Annotated in this window: 14 protein-coding genes and 2 pseudogenes; 12 read left to right on the top strand and 4 right to left on the bottom strand. The window is 61.8% G+C overall.

Annotated elements, in window-relative coordinates:
- Positions 1 to 9: 9 nt before the first annotated feature.
- From BXE_RS40730 to BXE_RS40685, 11 genes and pseudogenes are all read left to right on the top strand, one after another.
- Positions 10 to 1,014 (top strand): thiamine pyrophosphate-dependent dehydrogenase E1 component subunit alpha, encoded by a 1,005-nt coding sequence (locus BXE_RS40730; protein WP_011493987.1) that lies wholly within the window; start codon positions 10 to 12, stop codon positions 1,012 to 1,014.
- Positions 1,011 to 1,985, top strand: coding sequence for an alpha-ketoacid dehydrogenase subunit beta (locus BXE_RS40725; protein ID WP_011493986.1), 975 nt, complete (start codon positions 1,011 to 1,013; stop codon positions 1,983 to 1,985). The genes BXE_RS40730 and BXE_RS40725 overlap by 4 nt, the downstream gene beginning before the upstream one ends.
- Positions 1,986 to 2,002: 17 nt before the next feature.
- Complete coding sequence (locus BXE_RS40720; RefSeq protein ID WP_011493985.1) at positions 2,003 to 2,794, top strand: enoyl-CoA hydratase/isomerase family protein; 792 nt, start codon at positions 2,003 to 2,005, stop codon at positions 2,792 to 2,794.
- Between the two features lie 3 nt (positions 2,795 to 2,797).
- Entirely contained in the window at positions 2,798 to 4,084 is a 1,287-nt protein-coding gene (locus BXE_RS40715) for a dihydrolipoamide acetyltransferase family protein (RefSeq protein WP_011493984.1), read from the top strand.
- Positions 4,084 to 5,481, top strand: a complete 1,398-nt coding sequence (gene lpdA, locus BXE_RS40710; RefSeq protein ID WP_011493983.1) for a dihydrolipoyl dehydrogenase — start codon at positions 4,084 to 4,086, stop codon at positions 5,479 to 5,481. The genes BXE_RS40715 and lpdA overlap by 1 nt, the downstream gene beginning before the upstream one ends.
- Positions 5,482 to 5,522: 41 nt before the next feature.
- Positions 5,523 to 6,695 carry an acyl-CoA dehydrogenase family protein gene (locus BXE_RS40705; protein WP_011493982.1) on the top strand — a complete coding sequence of 391 codons (1,173 nt, stop codon included), beginning with the start codon at positions 5,523 to 5,525 and terminating at the stop codon, positions 6,693 to 6,695.
- Between the two features lie 27 nt (positions 6,696 to 6,722).
- Positions 6,723 to 8,237: an AMP-binding protein gene (locus tag BXE_RS40700; protein ID WP_011493981.1), complete on the top strand. Its 1,515-nt coding sequence runs from the start codon at positions 6,723 to 6,725 to the stop codon at positions 8,235 to 8,237.
- Complete coding sequence (locus BXE_RS40695) at positions 8,221 to 9,021, top strand: SDR family NAD(P)-dependent oxidoreductase (RefSeq protein ID WP_011493980.1); 801 nt, start codon at positions 8,221 to 8,223, stop codon at positions 9,019 to 9,021. The genes BXE_RS40700 and BXE_RS40695 overlap by 17 nt, the downstream gene beginning before the upstream one ends.
- 123 nt (positions 9,022 to 9,144) lie before the next feature.
- Positions 9,145 to 10,299, top strand: coding sequence for a porin (locus BXE_RS40690; RefSeq protein WP_011493979.1), 1,155 nt, complete (start codon positions 9,145 to 9,147; stop codon positions 10,297 to 10,299).
- Between the two features lie 132 nt (positions 10,300 to 10,431).
- Positions 10,432 to 10,610 (top strand): annotated as a pseudogene (locus BXE_RS46225) (IS701 family transposase); the annotation flags it as partial.
- Positions 10,611 to 10,865: 255 nt separating this feature from the next.
- Entirely contained in the window at positions 10,866 to 12,416 is a 1,551-nt protein-coding gene (locus BXE_RS40685; protein WP_011493977.1) for a methyl-accepting chemotaxis protein, read from the top strand.
- A 93-nt stretch (positions 12,417 to 12,509) separates the two neighbouring features.
- Here the strand turns inward: BXE_RS40685 and BXE_RS40680 are convergent, their stop codons facing one another.
- From BXE_RS40680 to BXE_RS46220, 3 genes are all read right to left on the bottom strand, one after another.
- Positions 12,510 to 13,133, bottom strand: coding sequence for a hypothetical protein (locus BXE_RS40680; RefSeq protein WP_011493976.1), 624 nt, complete (start codon positions 13,131 to 13,133; stop codon positions 12,510 to 12,512).
- 233 nt (positions 13,134 to 13,366) lie between these two features.
- The gene (gene otsA / locus BXE_RS40675) at positions 13,367 to 14,749 is read right to left on the bottom strand and encodes an alpha,alpha-trehalose-phosphate synthase (UDP-forming) (protein WP_011493975.1); all 1,383 of its coding nucleotides are present in this window, start codon (positions 14,747 to 14,749) and stop codon (positions 13,367 to 13,369) included.
- Positions 14,750 to 14,988: 239 nt separating this feature from the next.
- Positions 14,989 to 15,219, bottom strand: a complete 231-nt coding sequence (locus tag BXE_RS46220) for a hypothetical protein (protein WP_148223110.1) — start codon at positions 15,217 to 15,219, stop codon at positions 14,989 to 14,991.
- A 10-nt stretch (positions 15,220 to 15,229) separates the two neighbouring features.
- On the opposite strand from BXE_RS46220, the pseudogene BXE_RS40670 reads away from it, so the two are divergent.
- Positions 15,230 to 16,090 (top strand): annotated as a pseudogene (locus tag BXE_RS40670) (glycosyltransferase family 4 protein); the annotation flags it as partial.
- Positions 16,091 to 16,255: 165 nt separating this feature from the next.
- Here the strand turns inward: BXE_RS40670 and BXE_RS40665 are convergent.
- Positions 16,256 to 17,377, bottom strand: a complete 1,122-nt coding sequence (locus tag BXE_RS40665; protein ID WP_040123665.1) for a porin — start codon at positions 17,375 to 17,377, stop codon at positions 16,256 to 16,258.
- Between the last annotated feature and the right edge of the window lie 211 nt (positions 17,378 to 17,588).

Raw genomic sequence — 17,588 nt, 5'->3', positions numbered from 1 at the left:
GGACAATCCATGAGCAGGTCTTCCAGCAGGCAACCGTCGGCGCTCGAAGCGGACCGTCGGAAGCTCATCGATATATACAGAACGATGGTGCTCGTGCGCGAGGTCGAATTGTCCTTGAGCCGTCTTTTTGCCGACAGCGAGGTGCCGGGCTTCATTCACCTGAGTCTCGGACAGGAGGCCGTTTCCGCCGGCGTCGCGAGCGTGCTCGAAGTCCAGGACACGCTGGCGACCACGCATCGTGGACACGGTCACGTGCTGGCTCGCGGCATCGACGTCGGTGGGTTTTTCAAGGAAATCATGGGACGCGTGGGAGGCTTGTGCAAGGGGCGCGGCGGCTCGATGCACGTCGCCGATCTGGCGCTCGGGGTGCTCGGCGCGAATGGCATCGTGGGCGCCGGTATCCCGATCGCGCTCGGCAGCGCGGTGGCGCATCACGTGCGCAAGACCCGCGGCGTTGCGGTCGCATTTTTCGGCGATGGCGCGATGGCCGAAGGCGTACTGCACGAAACGATGAACATGGCTGCGTTATGGAAGGCGCCGCTGTTGCTGGTCTGCGAAAACAACGGCTGGTCGGAATTCTCGCCCACCGAACGGCAGTTCGCCGCCCGCCTCGAAGCGCTGGCAGGCGCCTTCGGCATTGCCTATAAACGGGTCGATGGCGATGACGCGGTCGCGGTCAGCGAAGCGTCGGGGATTGCGGCGGCCGCCGCGCGCAGCGGAGCCGGACCGTTCGTGCTCGAGTGCGTCACGCATCGGGTGCGGGGGCACTACGAAGGCGATCCGCAGAAATACCGTGACCCGACCGAGCTGGACGGTCTGGCGGGGAAGGACCCGCTGAAACGGATGCACACGCATCTGGAATCGGCCGGCGTGTCCGCGAGTGAGATCGATCAGATCGGCCGGGCTGTGTTGACTCGCGTCGAGGCAGCGATCGAAGCGGCGCGTGCGGACGCGTTGCCCGACTTCGACGAGGCGAGTCGCGACGTCTACACCGGGCGGGAGGCCATTGTATGAGCGCCCCGGAGATTCGCTATGCGCAGGCTGTCGCGCAGGCGCTTCACGACAGTTTGCGGGACGACGAAAGCGTGATGGTGATGGGCGAGGACATTGCGGCCGCCGGCGGCTCGTTCAAAGCGACTCGTGGACTGCTAGATGCGTTCGGTCCGCAACGCGTGCGGGATACGCCGATCTCGGAAGCTTCGATCGTGTCCGCGGCGGTGGGCGCCGCGCTGACCGGCATGCGCCCGGTCGTCGAAATCATGTTCATGGATTTCATCACGCTGGCGATGGATGCGTTGGTGAATCAGGCGTCCAAGGCGCGTTTCATGTTCGGTGGCCAGGGCAGCGTGCCAATGGTGTTGCGCACGCCGCACGGTGGCGGCATGAATGCGGGTCCGCAACATTCGCAGTGCCTGGAAGCGTGGCTCGCACACGTACCGGGACTCAAGGTGGTCTGTCCGTCCACGCCGCAGGATGCGTACTCACTGTTGCGAGCGGCCATCGCGGACCCCGACCCGGTGATCGTCGTCGAGCATAAGGGACTGTATGCCCGCAAAGGGGTGGTCGAACCGGTTGTCGGTCGCATCGGCGAGGCTTCGATCGTTCGTGCGGGGCGCGATCTCACGCTGGTGAGCTATGGCGCGACCGTTGCCGCTTGTCTCGATGCCGCGCGTACCCTTGGCGCCGAGGGCGTGGAGGCCGAGGTGATCGATCTGCGTTCGATCCAGCCGTGGGACAAGGCGGCGGTGCTCGCCTCGCTGGCACGCACGCATCGGGCCGTGATCGTGCACGAGGCGGTAAGTGCCTTCGGCGTCGGCGCCGAAATCGCCGCGACGCTTTCGGACGAAGGCTTCGACGACCTCGATGCGCCCGTGCGACGGGTCGGCGCGCCATTCATGCCGGTTCCATTTGCCAGTTCGCTTGAGAAAGGCTACGCGGTTGATGCTGAAAAAATCGTCGCCGTGGCTCGCGAAACGCTCAACTGAATAACAGGGAGTATTCCATGACCGAAACCGAAACATTGGTGCAATGCGAACGACGCGGCGCCGTGGGTCTGATCACGATCGACCGGCCGAAGGCGCTCAATGCGTTGAATATTGCGACCTTGCTTCAGCTCGAAACAGCGCTCACCGATCTGGAGAACGACCCCGCCATTCGCGTGATCGTCGTCACGGGCAGCGGCGAGCGTGCCTTCGTGGCGGGCGGCGACATCGGCGATCTGGACAGCCGGCGTGGACTCGCTCACTACCAGGAGTTCGCCGAAGTGATCCATCGCGTGTTCCGTCGTTTTGAGCTGACCGACAAGCCCACCATCGCGGCGGTCAACGGTTGGGCGCTAGGCGGCGGCACTGAGCTGCTGCTCGCGCTGGACATCCGTCTGGTGGCGAAAGAGGCCCGCGTGGGTGTGCCGGAGATCACGCTCGGCCTGTTTCCCGGCGCCGGTGGTTCGCAACGCCTGATTCGGCAGATTCCGCTGTGCCGCGCGAAGGAACTGATGTTCGTCGGCGAACAGATCGACGCCGACGAAGCGGTGTCGATCGGTCTGTGCAATCGCGCCGTGCCGCGAGCCGATCTGCTGGATGAAGCGCTGGGTATGGCCGCCAGGATTGCGCAGAAGTCGCCGCTGACGCTCAAGCTGCTCAAGCGTACGCTGCGCGATGGGCTCGAGATGCCTCTCGCCTCGGCGCTTTCACATGAGCAGGCAATGATCGGCCTGGTACTGGACAGCGAAGACGCACACGAAGGTTGCCGCGCATTTCTCGACAAGCGGCCACCCAATTTCACCGGTCGCTGAGTCATGCGTCGCGAACTGCTCGTGCCCAAGCTGGGCCTCACGATGACCGAGGGGACCTTGATCGAGTGGATGATCAGTCCGGGGGACCGCTTCGATGCGGACCAGGGCCTGTATGTGATCGAGTCGGACAAGGCGGCCAACGAAGTATCGGCGGAAGGGTCTGGCGTCCTGCTGGAAGTCACTGCCGAACTGGGAATGCCGTTGAGTGTCGGATCGGTGATCGGCTATTGGGACGACGATCCGCAAGCGGCAACGAATCATGCGGTTCGTGCTGAACCCTCGGCGCACGCAGCCGCCGCCTCGGCGTCTTCACCCGATAGCAACGCAGCCAATGCCGCGCCGTCCGCGCAGACAAGCCGCCCGCCCGCCGCTATGAACGGCCAGAGCGGCCAGAGCGGCCAGAGCGGCGCGCGCGGTATTTCTACGCCGCTTGCGCGCCGCCTCGCGCGCGAGCGGGGAATCGATCTGACCAACCTCGCGGGCAGCGGCCCGCGCGGACGGATCCGCGCGCGCGACGTGGAATTGGCGCCGGCGAATTCGCCGGCCAGTGCGCCTGATGTGCCGTTGCCGGCGACCGCTTCGCGCGCCGCGCAGGTCGCGCAGGCCGCGACGGTGCGTGCGGCAACATCGATCGAAAAAACCATCGCGCGCCGTCTCGTCACGTCCAAGCAGACTATTCCGCATTTCTACCTGTCCGTCGAAGCCGAAATATCCGCCGTCCAGCGTTTGCGCTCGCAGCTGAATGACGCGCAATCGAATCGGCGCTTCACCGTCAATCATTTCGTGGTGGCGGCAGTGGGCCGTGCGCTCGCACTGGTGCCAGAGGCCAATCGCGTATGGGACGACAGCGGCATCACCAGCTTTGCCGCGACGGACGTCGGCGTCGCCGTGCACACCGAACGTGGCTTGCTGGTGCCGGTCTTACGCGACGTCGGCCGCCAGGCACTCGGCGAGGTCGCGCGTCACGCCAGCGAGGCAATCGGGCGTGCACAGGCCGGACAACTGAACGCGGCCGAGATGGCAGGCGGCGCGATCACCGTCTCCAATGCGGGCATGCACGACGTCACGTTGATGACCTCGATCATCAATCCTGGGCAGTCGATGATCCTCGGCGTCGGCAGCGTTCGCCAGGTGTTCCGCCCGGACGCGCACGGGCAACCGGCGCTGAAGAACGAAGTGGGACTCGTGCTGTCCGTCGACCATCGGGTGCTCGACGGCGTGACCGCGTTGAAGTTTCTCAGGCAGGTCGTAGCGGCGATCGAGCGTCCTGCCAGTCTGCTGGTGACGTGATGGACGACCATTATGACGTGATCGTGATCGGCGGCGGCCCCGGCGGCTATGTCGCGGCCTTGCGCGCCGCACAGCTCGGCCGGCGCACCGCTTTGTGCGAGCGTGACCAGTTGGGCGGGATCTGCCTGAACTGGGGGTGCATTCCGACCAAGGCGCTGCTGCACACGGCCGACACCTTGCGAACGGTGCGCAAAGCCGCGCATCTCGGTATCGGGATCGACGATCCGGTCGTCGACTTCACACGGGTGATGGCACGCTCGCGAGAGGTCGCGCAGAAGCTCAATCGCGGCGTCAGCCATCTGCTGCGCAAGGCGGGCGTGACGGTGCTTGCCGGCACGGCCGCCTTCGCCGCGGACCGTTCGGTTCGCGTGCACGGTGCCGACGGCGCGCTTCGGACGTTGCAGGCGCGCCATACGATCGTCGCGACCGGCGCGGCCGCGCGGCAATTGCCGGCGTTGCCGTGGGACGGCGAGCGGATCTGGACGTATCGCGAGGCGCTGGCTGCGACGGCCGTGCCGAAATCGCTGCTCGTGGTCGGCGCCGGTGCGATCGGAATGGAGTTCGCGGGCTTCTACGCCGCGATGGGAACCGAAGTCACGGTCGTCGAAGTCGCGCCGCGTATCTTGCCGGCGAGCGATGCCGATGTCTCGGAGTTCGTTGCCCGAGCGTGCGAGCGTGACGGTATCCGCCTACGCACCGGGTGCAGCGTGGTCCACAGCGCCGCTCACGCGGAGGGCGTTCGCGTGATGTTCCGCTCGGAGAACGCTGAAGAGCAGCGGGAGTTCGAGCGCGTGCTGGTCGCGGTTGGCCTGGACGGCAACACCGAAGGACTGGGGCTGGAGCACACGCGAGTCGCGTTCGAGCGCGGGCTGATCATCGCCGATGCTGCCGGCGCGACGAGCGATCCCGTGGTGCATGCCGTCGGCGACGTCACCGGCGCGCCGATGCTTGCGCATAAGGCGAGCCATCAGGCGATCGCCTGCGTCGAGCGCATTGCGGAGGTCAATCGCGGCGAGCGTCACGCGTCGCCGAAGATACCCGGCTGCGTCTACAGCCATCCGCAAACCGCGAGCGTCGGCCTGACGGAAGACGAGGCGCGACGCACCGGCCGCGCGTTGCGCGTTGGCCGCTTTCCCCTCGACGCGAACGGTAAAGCGATCGCACTGGGCGACCCCAGCGGCTTTGTGAAAACGATCTTCGACGCCGCTAGTGGCGAGCTGTTGGGCGCGCATATCGTCGGTCCCGAAGCGCCCGAACTCATTCACGGCTTCACGCTCGCCGCGACGCTGGAGGCGACGGAAAGCGAATTGATTGAAACCGTATTCCCTCATCCGACCTTGTCAGAAGCAATGCACGAATCGGTGCTGGCAGCTTTTGGCAGGCCGCTGCACATCTGAGCACGCGTGCGGTTGCCGCGCGCAGGTTCGAAGGAGACCTCATGGACTTTCGATTTGACGAGTCACAGCGAATGATGATCGACACGGCGCGCCAGATTGGCCAACGCTTCGGTCTGGAGTACTGGCGCAAGCAGGACGCGGCCAGGTCGTTTCCGGCCGAATACTGGCGCACGGTCTGCGAGGCCGGTTTGTGCGGCGTGGCGCTGCCCGAGGAATACGGCGGAAGCGGGCTCGGCATGATGGAGATGTCACTCATCGTCGAGAATCTCGCGGCGACCGGCGGCGGCTCCACCGTAGGTCAGCTCTTCATGATCAATCCGATCTTCGGCGGCGTGTCGATTGCCCGCTTCGGCCCCGAGGCAATGCGAAAAGAACTGCTGCCGGGCATCATCAGCGGCGAGATCAACTGTTGCATGGCGCTCACCGAGCCGGATGCGGGCACCAACACGCTGGAGATCCGCACTTTCGCCAGTGCCGACGGCGACGGCTGGCGCCTGAACGGCCGCAAGATCTGGATCACGGGCGTGCAATCGGCGAACAAGATGCTGATCGTTGCGCGCACGAAAAAGGTCGCGGACTCGACCTCGCGAACCGATGGCCTCTCGATGTTCATGATCGATGTGCAACGCGAAGGCCTGTCTTTCACACCCATCGATAAGCTCGGCACCTGCACGCTCGATTCCAGCAGTGTGTTTTTCGACGACGTCGCGATTGAGCCCACCGAACTGATCGGCACGCTGCATCAAGGTTGGCGTGAGTTGCTGGACGTGCTGAACACGGAGCGCATCGTGACGACCGCGGGTCTCGTCGGCACGGGCGAGCTGGCGATCCAGCTCGCCGTCGACTATGCAAACGACCGCAAGGTATTCGGCAACACACCCATCAGCGCCTACCAGGGTTTGCAGTTTCCGCTCGCACAGTGTCACGTGGAAGTGCAAGCCGCGCGCCTGCTCAACTATAAGGCCGCGACGCAGTTCGACATGGGTCTTCCGTATGGCAGCGAGGCCAATGCCGCCAAACTCCTGGCCGCGCAGGCCGTGAGCCGCGCGACGGAGCGCGCGATGCAAACGATGGGTGGCATGGGTTATTCGAAGGAGTTTCACGTCGAGCGCCTATGGCGCGATTGCCGCCTGTTCCGGTTCGCACCGGTTTCGGAAGAAATGATCCTGAACTACGTCGCGAATCATGATCTGAAGATGCCGCGCTCGTACTGAGCGCAGGTCCTTCACAAGGGGATCGATATGGTTTCATTGAGCGACAGCGTCGCCTGGTGGGCGCGCACGAATCCGTCCCGTACCGCATTGATGTACGGCAATCAGTCAATTTCGTATGGCGATCTGCAGCGGCGCGTCGAGGCCACCGCCGGGATGTTGAAGGGTACCCGAATCCGTCGTGGCGATATCGTCGCGTTGCTGATGAAGAACAGCGCGGCCTTCGTCGAGATCATGCTGGCGGTCTCGCAGGCAGGCGCCGTCATTCTTCCCATCAACTATCGGCTAGGTCCGGACGAGGTGGCCTATATTCTCCAGCATTCGGGTGCGAAACTGCTGTTTCACGATGAGGAGTTCGAAGTGCCCCCCGGCCTTGTGCATTCGCAGGCCGTGACCGGCGCGGCGCAGTCGGACACGAGTGTGCTTGCCGCCGGTCACGAACCCTGTACGGAAGCTTATCCGTCCCGCCCCGACGATCTGTATCGACTGATGTACACCTCCGGCACGACGGATCGCCCCAAAGGGGTGATGCATTCCTACGGCAACGTGGCGTGGAAAAGCTTCGATCACATCGCCGCGTTGGGTATCACGAAAGACGACAGGCTTCTCGTAGTCGGCCCGCTTTATCACGTCGGTGCGTGCGATCTGCCGGGGCTTGCCGTGCTCGCGCAAGGCGGCATGCTGCGCATCATGCGCGATTTCGACGCGCAGGCTGTGCTGGAAGCGATCGAGCGCGAGCGTCTGACCGGCGCGTGGCTGGCACCTGTCATGCTGAGCCGCATTCTGGCATTGCCCGAACGATACCGCTTCGACCTGGGCAGTTTGCGCTGGGTGGTCGGCGGGGGCGAGCGTACGCCGGAACAACGCATTCGTGAGTTCGGATCCCTATTCACGGGCGCCCGCTATATCGACGCTTACGGACTGACGGAAAGTTGTTCCGGCGATACGCTGATGGAGCAGGGGCGCGAGCTCGACAAGATCGGCTCCACGGGGCGGGCGCTGGCTCACGTGCAACTGGCGATCATGAGCGACGATGGCCGGATGCTTGCGCCCGGCATGCAAGGCGAAATCTGCGTGCGCGGTCCAAAAGTCACCCAAGGTTACTGGAAAGACCCGGAAAAAACCGCAAGAAGCTTCGTTGACGGATGGTTTCGCACCGGCGACGTCGGCTATATGGACGAGGAAGGCTTCCTGTATCTCACCGACCGCAAGAAGGACATGATCATCAGCGGCGGCGAGAACATCGCCTCTTCCGAAGTGGAGCGGGTGATCTATCAGCTTGCCGAGGTGGCGGAGGCCGCGGTGATCGGTGCACCCGATCCGCGTTGGGGCGAACAGGTGACAGCCGTCGTGGTGCTGCGAGCCGGAGCGACACTGACGCTGGACGCGCTGCGGACCCACTGCGAAGGCCGTCTCGGCGGATTCAAAACGCCTCGGCAACTGATCCTGCGCGACGCACTGCCGCGCAATCCTTCTGGAAAGGTCCTCAAGCGCGTGCTGCGCGACGAACTGCTCAAGGAGAGCGACCATGACGGCCAGCGCTGAATTCAACGGCGCGATCGCCGTGGTCACGGGGGCGGGCAGCGGCATCGGCCGCGCCTGTGCGGAGTTGCTGAGCCGTAGCGGCGCGAACGTCATCGTCGCCGACCGGGACATTGAAGCGGCGACGCGGGTAGCGCGCGCCACCGGCGGAAAAACGCTGGTGCTGGACGTGGGCGAAGATGCGTCGGTGACGGCCGCGGCGAACGAAGTGCGCGCCCGGTACGGTGTGGCGGATGTGCTCGTCAACTGCGCTGGCGTCCTGCAACGGACACTCCCGCCCGGTGAGTTGGCGCAGCGCGAATGGGACGTCGTCTCGCGCATCGACTTGCGCGGCACATACCTTTGCTGCGCCGCCTTCGGCGCGCCGATGGCCGACCGCCGGCGCGGCAGCATCGTGAACATCGCGTCGGTGGCCGGGATGCGATCGGGTCCGCTACACGCCTATGGACCGGCCAAAGCCGGCGTCATCAGCCTCACGGAAACGCTCGCGGGCGAGTGGGGACCGAAAGGCGTGCGGGTCAATTGCGTATCGCCAGGCTTCACGCAGACGCCCGCGCTCGAACGGGGTTTCACTACCCATACCCTGAAAGCCGATGTGCTGCGCGACGCGGCGGCGCTCGGCCATATCGTCTCCGCAAACGAGATCGCCGAAGCGGTAGTCTTTCTCGCTTCGGAACGGGCGAGCGCGATTACAGGCGTCAATCTCCCGGTCGATGCGGGCTATCTGATCGCGGGGTCATGGGCGGCGTACGGCGGCCTGCGGCGCGAGTCTGCCGGACAAGATTGAAGACGCACCATGGTTGAGATTCCGTGGCGCGGGTACGTAATATTTAATCAGTAACCCTACGTTAATCGTTGGTTGATGTCGAGAAACAGCGAATCAAACGCTGAACTAAAGGAGATGGAGACGATGAAACCGATCCGCTATCAACACGCGTGCGCTGTCATGTTCCTGATCGCCGGCGCGGCGCATGCGCAGAGCAGCGTCACGCTCTACGGAGTTGTGACAGATGGTTTGAACTTTACGAGCAATGGTGGAGGGCATACGAGTTTTCGGATGCAAAGCGGCGATGTGCCGAACAGTCGTTGGGGACTGTTGGGAAGCGAAGATCTCGGCGGCGGCTACAAGGCGGTCTTCAGGCTCGAAAACGGGTTCGACGTCAATACGGGCGCCTTGCAACAGGGCGGCCGGGAATTCGGACGGCAGGCCTACGTCGGTCTCGCATCCGATCGCTACGGCACGCTGACGCTCGGCCGCCAATACGACCCGACCGTCGACCTCTTCAGTGGCTTCACGGGAGCGGGCAGCTGGGCGGGCGTTGCCGCGGGTCATCCGTTCGACAACGACAATACCGATTGGGATTTCCGCGTCAACAATGCGATCAAGTACGTGAGCCAGAACTGGCATGGCTTGACCGTCGAAGGCATGTATGCGTTCAGCGATCAGGCCGGCGGTTTCGCCGACAACCGTCTGTATAGCGCCGCCGTTCAGTATCAGAACGGTGGACTGAGAGCGGCGGCTGCCTATCTCAAGATCAACAATGGCGGCCTGGCGACCGGAGCCGTGACCAGCGATACCGTGTTTACCGGCTCATCGGAGCAGAACATCGACGCGGGTGTCTCGTACAGGTTTGAAAAGGCCCAGGTGAGCCTCGCCTATTCGCATGTCGATATGTATGACCCGACGGCTGGTGTCTGGTTGCCCGCGGCCGGAGTGCAACCTCGCGGGGGCAAATGGAATGCGTGGAAGTTCAACAATATCGAGGTGAACGGCCAGTATTTCTTGCCGCACGGCTTCTCCGTCGGTGCCGCATACACGTTCACGGCTGCGCGGCTCGCATCGACAGTGGGCGAATACAGCCCCAAGTGGCATCAACTCGCACTCATGTTGAACTACGACCTGAGCAAGCGCACGGCTGTGTATTTGCAGGGAGCGTATCAGCATGTGGTGAGCGCCCATACCGGCACCGATTTCGATTTCGCGCAGATCCCGCTGATCGGAGCGGGCCTCTCGTCCAGTGTGAACCAGGGTGTGATACGTGTGGCTATGGTTCACCGGTTCTGAGCATGCTTCGGACGAGGGCCGCCGAAGCCGCTGATGGCCGGAAGAAAATGTCGGTATGGCTGGCGGTGCCGGTGCCCGCAAATTCGCGCGAAGTGCCACGGCACAGGGGTTCAGCCAGCTATTTACAATCGGGTGGAAACATCGCTCGACGAGTATCTGGAATATCCATGTGAGGCAGTCCGGCATAGCCATCGCCGCTCCGGAGTGATGGGCTATGGTCGGGGGCTGCTGCTGCCGATCCGGCGCAAGCGGTTGAACCGCTGGCAGCGCACCTGGAGCCGCAGCGTGTGAGCGCGCGGCACCAGTCGCTGTTGAGCAGGCGTTTCGACGTCGAAGGGAAGGCACTCGCTCTATTCGACGGATACTTCTCCCCAAAAAAAGCATTATCCGGCATCACCGGTAGCCCCTATGGCGGTTTTGGACAGATGCCCGTCGGTTTTTGATAAATGCTCGCCCCGTGAACGACCGTTAAACGGGTATGCGTTGCGTCGTTGAAACCTTTCCTGATACCGGAGCTTTTTTAACCGCCATGTGGGGATCTCCGGATCGGCGGCGGTCCTTGACCTATGACAAAACAGCTAACCATTCGTGGCAGCGTGGCCACGACTATCGCCGGTTATACCGTACTGCTCATCCTGGTCATCGTGGTGGCCATGGCCGGCCTCAAAAGCAATAATGCGGCGCTGGAGCAAATGTATCGCGACGATACCGCTTCGCTGTTGCACCTGAAGACCAGTTCGGAACGCCTGCTCGTGTTGCGCGGCGGGCTCGGCGAAGTGGAGCAACTGATCAACGCGGGCAAGCCCGTGAAGGACGAGATCGCGCGATTGCACAAGGTTCTGGGCGAAAGCAACGAGGAGCTTGCCGCTTACGGCAAGCTGCATGAAGCGCAACCCGCGGAGCGGGCGTTGTTCGATGCGCTGCAGAAGGATCGGCAGGAATTGTTATCCGATGTGTTCAACAAGGCGCTCGCACAACTCGACCAGGACGATCTGGTCGATTTTCTCGCGACGCAGCGCGAAGCGCCGGTCGAACTGTTCTCGCAATACCAGAACGCGCTGACCGCTCTTGAAGACTATCAGGTCGATCGCCAAAAAGGGCGGTTCTATCAAGCTGATGCGACGTTCCGCGCGACGCTCTGGACCCTTGGCGCCGCGGGCGCGCTGGTTCTTGCCATCGGCGTTCTGTTGCAGCGGAGTTTGATCCGGGCGATTGTTGGCCCCGTCAACATGGCCGTGAATCATTTTGGCCGGATCTCGGCAGGTGACCTGACCGGCATCGTCGAAAGGCAGCGGCACGACGAAATGGGCCACATGCTCGACGCGTTGAAAAGCATGCAGAACAGCCTCGCCGGGACGGTGCAGAAGGTACGGTCCAGTGCCGAGACGATCATGCTGGATACCCGCGCGATCACGGGTGGCAACGTGGACCTGTCGAGGAGAACGGAACAGCAGGCGGCTTCGCTTCAGGAGGCGGCCTCAAGCATGGAGCAGCTGACTGCCACGGTCAGTCAGAATGCGGATAACGCGCGCAGCGCGAGCGAACTGGCGGCGGGCGCATCGGACATTGCGCTGCGCGGCGGCGATGTCGTCAACCGCGTGGTGGCCACGATGGACGCTATCTCAGGCAGTTCGGGGAAGATCGCGGGGATCGTAAGCGTGATCGAAGGAATTGCGTTCCAGACCAATATTCTCGCGCTGAATGCAGCCGTTGAGGCAGCGCGCGCAGGCGAACAAGGACGCGGGTTTGCGGTAGTCGCGAGCGAAGTGCGGAACCTGGCGCAGCGCTCGGCATCGGCGGCCAGGGAGATCAAGGAACTGATCGGTGACTCGGTTTCGCGCGTGAAGGACGGAAGCGAGCTGGTCGCGAACGCGGGCTCCACGATGAAAGAAGTGGTGCAGGCGGTGACGCAGGTGAGCGCGATCATGGCGGAAATCAGCCTGGCATCGAAAGAGCAGTCAACGGGCATCCAGCAGGTGAACGTGACAGTCGCGCAAATGGAGCAGATGACGCAGCAGAACTCCGCGCTGGTCGAGCAGGCATCGGCAGCAGCGATGTCACTAGAAGAGCAAAGTCGTCAGTTACACGAAGCAGTTGCGCTATTTCGCCTGCGCTAGACCCCGAGAAGCGACGGCAGGCCGCGCAGCGAATAATCGTGTGAGGCGAGGTATCGTCGCTTGCGGACCCGAACCCTGGCCGTAGCCGGTGCTTCAGGCCTGGCGGGTCGCCTTGGTCCGCTTGAGTATGGAGATTTGTAGGGCCACGTCGCCGATGAAATCGATAGAGGCGTTGCTGGTCGTCGGCGATATCGATTTGAGAATCCAGTCGGTAATCTGCGATACCGCAGGGTATGCATGCAGCGCCGCGACTCGGTGAAAGCCATCCGCGAGCCGTTCCAGATCACGCGCACCAGAGAGTAGTCTGAAGTCGACTGAAGGCTCGTCGCGCCAATCGGCAGAGCGAAGGGTCACTTCTCCACTATTCGAGAAGGTCTTATCGACGATAACCAGAACAGAACCAATCTGCTTGCCCACGGCATGCCACGCGCCTTGACCGCTTGCAACCGCAAACATGTTGTGTTTCGCGGAACCGATCTGGGATGAGTAGCGCCAACCCGGCACCATGTGTCGACGGGTCAGGCGATTTCGGCGTGCTGCCGGGTGCAGATAGCTGGCGATCGCGATCGAAGGGTGGTCGGTCAGATTCTTTCCTACACCAGGCCGATCCGCCACAACATTGATATTGTGCGACTTGAGCAAGAAGCGCGAGCGGGCGCCGCTGCCGGGCACGCTGGTGCATCGGAGGCGAGCCGTCGCGACTGGATCGCTGGACATGACTGGGATCCGGCGGTGACGCTGGACGACGCAACCGGTGAGCAAACTCCCGCACTGCCTGACGAGCCGTGTTGCGTCACGAAACGATGTTACTTCCGGATAATACAATCTCGGAATAGGTCATAAATTCTGACTGACGCGCTTCCCATGATTGAGCATGCAGATGTCGCGCCGTGTCCGGTGGAGAATACGGTGCTACGTCTGCATGCATCGGCCTTACGTATTTTCTTCGCTCAAGGAATATCCTGGAGTGTGTCCAGGAAACTGGAAGACCACCAGTGGACGTCATGCTCGCGAATCCTTTTCATCAGTGCAGCATGACGATTGCGACGTTCATCGAGCGGCATGGTCAGCGCCCTTTGGATGGCATGCGCGGTGCCTTGCGTGTCGTAGGGATTGACCAGCAACGCTTCCTTGAGTTGCTCCGCGGCGCCGGCGAAACGGGACAGTACCAACATGCCGGGATCAGACGGATCCTGTGCGGCGATAAATTCCTTGGCGACGAGATTCATCCCGTCGCGCAGCGGAGTGACCAGCGCGACCTTGCTCGCGCGATAAAGACCAGGCAGGCGCTTGCGTGCCACGTGCCGGTGAATGTAGCGAACCGGCATCCAGTCCAGTTCACCGTAGTCGCCGTTGATCGCGCCGCACAGGCTGTCCATCTGACGACGAAGATCGTCATAGGCAGCCACGCTTTCGCGGCTAGGCGACGCAATCTGGATCAAGGTCGCGCTATCGCGATTCTCTGGATAGTGTGCAAGCAGTTCTCGAAACGCGTGAATGCGCTGAGGCAAGCCTTTGGAGTAATCGAGCCGGTCGACGCCTAGCAGCAGGCGTCGACGCGAATACTCGTCACGCATCCGCGTGAACATCTCGCGCGCTTCCTTGCCATTGGCGAGACTGACGAACTCCTCCACATCGATTCCGATGGGATACGCACCCAGTCTCAATGTGCGATTGAATGCACGGAGTTGTTGCGGGCCGACCTGTCTGGCGTTCGCTTCGGATTCGGCGTAATGCGTAAAGTGCTCGACGTCGATCTGCCCCTGGAAGCCCACGAGATCATAGGCGAACAACGAACGCATCAACCATTCGTGTTCCGGAATGGCTGCCATGATCATCGGCGGCGGCATTGGAATATGCAGAAAGAACCCGATACGGTTACCACAGCCTATTGCGCGTAATTCCGCTGCAAGCGGAATCAGGTGATAGTCGTGCACCCAGATGATGTCATCGGGTCTGAGCAGTGGAAGGAGTTTCTCGGCAAACAGCTGGTTCACGCGCCGGTAACCGGCAGCGAAGCGCGTGTCGAAGTCCGCGAGATCCAGCCGATAGTGAAAGACCGGCCACAGCACTCCGTTCGCATAGCCGAGATAGTAGTTGTCATGATCCTGCTGGCTCAGATCGACTGTGGCGAGTGTGACATTGCCGAGTGTTTGCACGTGAACGCCACGCCGGCTTGTCATCTCATCCGACTCGTCGTAGATTTTCCCGCTCCAGCCGAACCAAAGGCCACCGGTGCGCTGAAGACTTTCCCGCACAGCGACAGCGAGGCCGCCGGCAGCAGTTTTACGTGGGTCGACCGTACGATTTGAGACCACAACCAGGCGACTCATACAATCTCCATCTTTCTTATTTCCGTAGCAATATCTTCGAATGGACGGCTGACGGTTTGGCTTGGTATGCAAGGCGGAAACCGTCTGTCATGGTATGTCAGGATGCGTCGTGTTCGATGCGCGCTTTATCCCTGCGTCTGCGCATTGATTGAGGTCCTGCCTGACTTCACAGGAGGAGCGAATGTGACGAGAAGAATTCCAGCGCGGGCCGGTCGCGAGGTGCTGAGTGAGCCTTTTGCTCAAACCTTCATACCCGGGAAGTAGGGCGACACCTTTTCTGTCAGAAAGAACTGCCAGGTCGAGCCAATCCACACTTTCGCAAGGCCGGCAAAGGGGTTCATAATCGTTGGCTGATAGCTCACAGTAGAAACAGAGGCATCAGTTGCACCACGCCATTCCGTCCGGCTGCAATCCCCGCGTTCCAGTGCCAGCTTTTTTCGGTTCCTTGAAAGAATATGAGCGTCGCTCATATTATAAGCCCTGGTGGATCTCGGCCACGACGTCACGCTGTTTGCGAGCGGCGACTCGATTACGTCCGCGAAACTCGACGCGTGCTGGCCTCGTGCGCTGCGCCTCGATCCGACGATCCGCGACGCACTGGCGCCGCACATGCTGATGATGGAAAAGGTGCGCAAGGTCGCGCATGAGTTCGACGTGCTGCATTTTCACCTCGACTACATGCCGTTCCCGCTCTTTACGACGATGGACACGCCGTTCGTGACCACGCTGCACGGCCGACTCGATTTGCCGGAGTTGCAGCCGGTGTTCGACGCGTGTTCCAACGTGCCGGTAGTGTCGATTTCCGATTCGCAGCGTCAGCCGCTGCCGCAGGCAAACTGGCTCAACACGATTTATCACGGTCTGCCGGAGCAGTTGCTGACTCCGCAAGCGCACAAAAAGCCGGAATATCTGGCTTTCCTGGGCCGTATCTGCCCGGAAAAGCGCGTCGATACAGCTATCAGGATCGCTGCCCAAAGCGGTTTGCCGCTGAAGATCGCCGCCAAGGTGGACAAGGTCGACCAGGAATATTTCAAACGCGAAATCGAGCCGTTGCTGTCGATGGCGCATGTCGAATTCGTCGGCGAGATCAACGAAGCGCAGAAACCCGAGTTTCTGTCCAGCGCCAAGGCGCTGCTGTTCCCGATCGACTGGTCGGAGTCATTCGGCCTCGTGATGATCGAATCCATGGCATGCGGCACGCCGGTGATCGCGTTCAACCGCGGTTCGGTGCCGGAAGTGATCGACCACGGCGTGACGGGTTATATCGTCGAGGACGTGCAAGGCGCGGTGGCCGCGCTGCAGCGTCTGGACGAGCTGTCGCGCACCGAGATGCGCGGCCGCAGGTTGAATTTGCCACTGGAAAAAATGCGGGATTGGCGCATAGGCAGTCGCGTTTGTCGCCACCATGCGGGATAGAAAAAAGCGGCGCAATGCCTTACGACATCGCGCCGGCACGCGCCTCTCGCAGCAGCGTAAAAAATAACAGCCAAGGTTGCCGGGATAACTCTAGAACAAATGCTGAATCCCTGCATACACGCCGGTCTGACTGCGGCCCGGCACCGGATTCTCATTGAACGTGCCGTCGCTCAAGCCGCCCGGGCCTTCATTGTTGGCATCGAGGCCGAAGTTGGCCGTCTTGCTGTTACGCACCGTCGCAATCTGGATATCGAGTAATGTACGCTTGGACAGGTTGTACGAACCGCCAACGGTATAGATCGTGGCGTTGCCGCCGCCGTTGTTCGCATTGACGTGATATACCGCCGCGATCAACGCGGCAACTGGCGTGGCTTGCCACGTCACGCCGCCCCATTCCATGTCGGCGGTCGTCGGTGAAGTCGGTGAACCTGTTGGGGTGATTACGCCGCCAGAGGTCCGCTCAGCCGTGTAAGCGGCCTGTATCTTGAACGGTCCCAGGAACAGGTTCGCGCCGACGAAATATTCGCGCGAAGCCGTAAACGGATTGTCTAGCTGGCCGTTGAGCGGGTCGCGGATTTCGTCGTAAATACCTCGGATCTGGAAGAGCGGGTTGGAATACGTCAACTGGATGCCATCCGTGCGTCCCGTCGCTGCACCCGGCGCGCCGGCATTCCAGTTGGTCGAGTTCGACAATCCGTATTGGCCATAGACGTCAAAGCCGTAGAGTTTTGGCGACTGGTACGAAATGTTGTTGCTCGTATGTTCCCAGTTGCGCCCGCGAACCAGAGAGGCGGACGACCAGTTCGACTGGCCGAACGGATCGAAGTCCCAGTCGCCGTTGGCGATCTGCAGTTGTCGGCCCAACAGCACTGTACCGAAGTTATCGTTGGCGAGGCCGACATTCGCTATCCGGTCGAAGAGCGAACCCGATAGCCCCAGGGATCCATTGGCAGTACTAAACGCACCTTCCAATTGAAAAAGCGCCCGGTTTCCACCACCCAGGTCTTCTATGCCTTTGATGCCCCATAGACTGGTGCCCCAGTCTCCGCTTTCCTGCCTCCAGCGCGAGGTGGATCCCGTGCCGTTATTGTTTGGCAAGCCGTGCATGTACTCGATACCAGCATCCAGTCGGCCATATAGCGTCACACTGCTCTGCGCGTGGGCAACAGCACCGGCCGTCATCAGCGCAGCGGCAAGCAAAGTCTTCTTCATTTCCATCTTCTCCTCCATAACATATCAAAGGGAACATCACCCACGAGCAGTCCCGCAAGCATCGGGCAGCTATCTATCTATTTCTTTAGGGAGTTCGCGGGCGGTTCGCGAGGGGGTTCGGCGGAGAATTACACGGGTCTTCCGACCGCCTCCGATTTCCCGCTGGCCGACTGCGATTATCTTTCGCATGGAGTGAAACTACTTTTAATCA

Origin of the sequence: Paraburkholderia xenovorans LB400 (genome assembly GCF_000013645.1) — a bacterium.
Lineage (GTDB): Bacteria > Pseudomonadota > Gammaproteobacteria > Burkholderiales > Burkholderiaceae > Paraburkholderia > Paraburkholderia xenovorans.
The sequence above is the reverse complement of the archived record's forward strand: the minus strand, read 5'-3'. Positions and strand labels throughout refer to the sequence as shown.

Excerpts from the sequence above, each read along its gene's own strand:
- BXE_RS40730 (WP_011493987.1), top strand. The coding sequence starts at position 10 with ATGAGCAGGTCTTCCAGCAGGCAACCGTCGGCGCTCGAAGCGGACCGT.
- BXE_RS40725 (WP_011493986.1), top strand. The coding sequence starts at position 1,011 with ATGAGCGCCCCGGAGATTCGCTATGCGCAGGCTGTCGCGCAGGCGCTT.
- BXE_RS40720 (WP_011493985.1), top strand. The coding sequence starts at position 2,003 with ATGACCGAAACCGAAACATTGGTGCAATGCGAACGACGCGGCGCCGTG.
- BXE_RS40715 (WP_011493984.1), top strand. The coding sequence starts at position 2,798 with ATGCGTCGCGAACTGCTCGTGCCCAAGCTGGGCCTCACGATGACCGAG.
- lpdA (WP_011493983.1), top strand. The coding sequence starts at position 4,084 with ATGGACGACCATTATGACGTGATCGTGATCGGCGGCGGCCCCGGCGGC.
- BXE_RS40705 (WP_011493982.1), top strand. The coding sequence starts at position 5,523 with ATGGACTTTCGATTTGACGAGTCACAGCGAATGATGATCGACACGGCG.
- BXE_RS40700 (WP_011493981.1), top strand. The coding sequence starts at position 6,723 with ATGGTTTCATTGAGCGACAGCGTCGCCTGGTGGGCGCGCACGAATCCG.
- BXE_RS40695 (WP_011493980.1), top strand. The coding sequence starts at position 8,221 with ATGACGGCCAGCGCTGAATTCAACGGCGCGATCGCCGTGGTCACGGGG.
- BXE_RS40690 (WP_011493979.1), top strand. The coding sequence starts at position 9,145 with ATGAAACCGATCCGCTATCAACACGCGTGCGCTGTCATGTTCCTGATC.
- BXE_RS40685 (WP_011493977.1), top strand. The coding sequence starts at position 10,866 with ATGACAAAACAGCTAACCATTCGTGGCAGCGTGGCCACGACTATCGCC.
- BXE_RS40680 (WP_011493976.1), bottom strand. The coding sequence starts at position 13,133 with ATGTCCAGCGATCCAGTCGCGACGGCTCGCCTCCGATGCACCAGCGTG.
- otsA (WP_011493975.1), bottom strand. The coding sequence starts at position 14,749 with ATGAGTCGCCTGGTTGTGGTCTCAAATCGTACGGTCGACCCACGTAAA.
- BXE_RS46220 (WP_148223110.1), bottom strand. The coding sequence starts at position 15,219 with ATGAGCGACGCTCATATTCTTTCAAGGAACCGAAAAAAGCTGGCACTG.
- BXE_RS40665 (WP_040123665.1), bottom strand. The coding sequence starts at position 17,377 with ATGAAGAAGACTTTGCTTGCCGCTGCGCTGATGACGGCCGGTGCTGTT.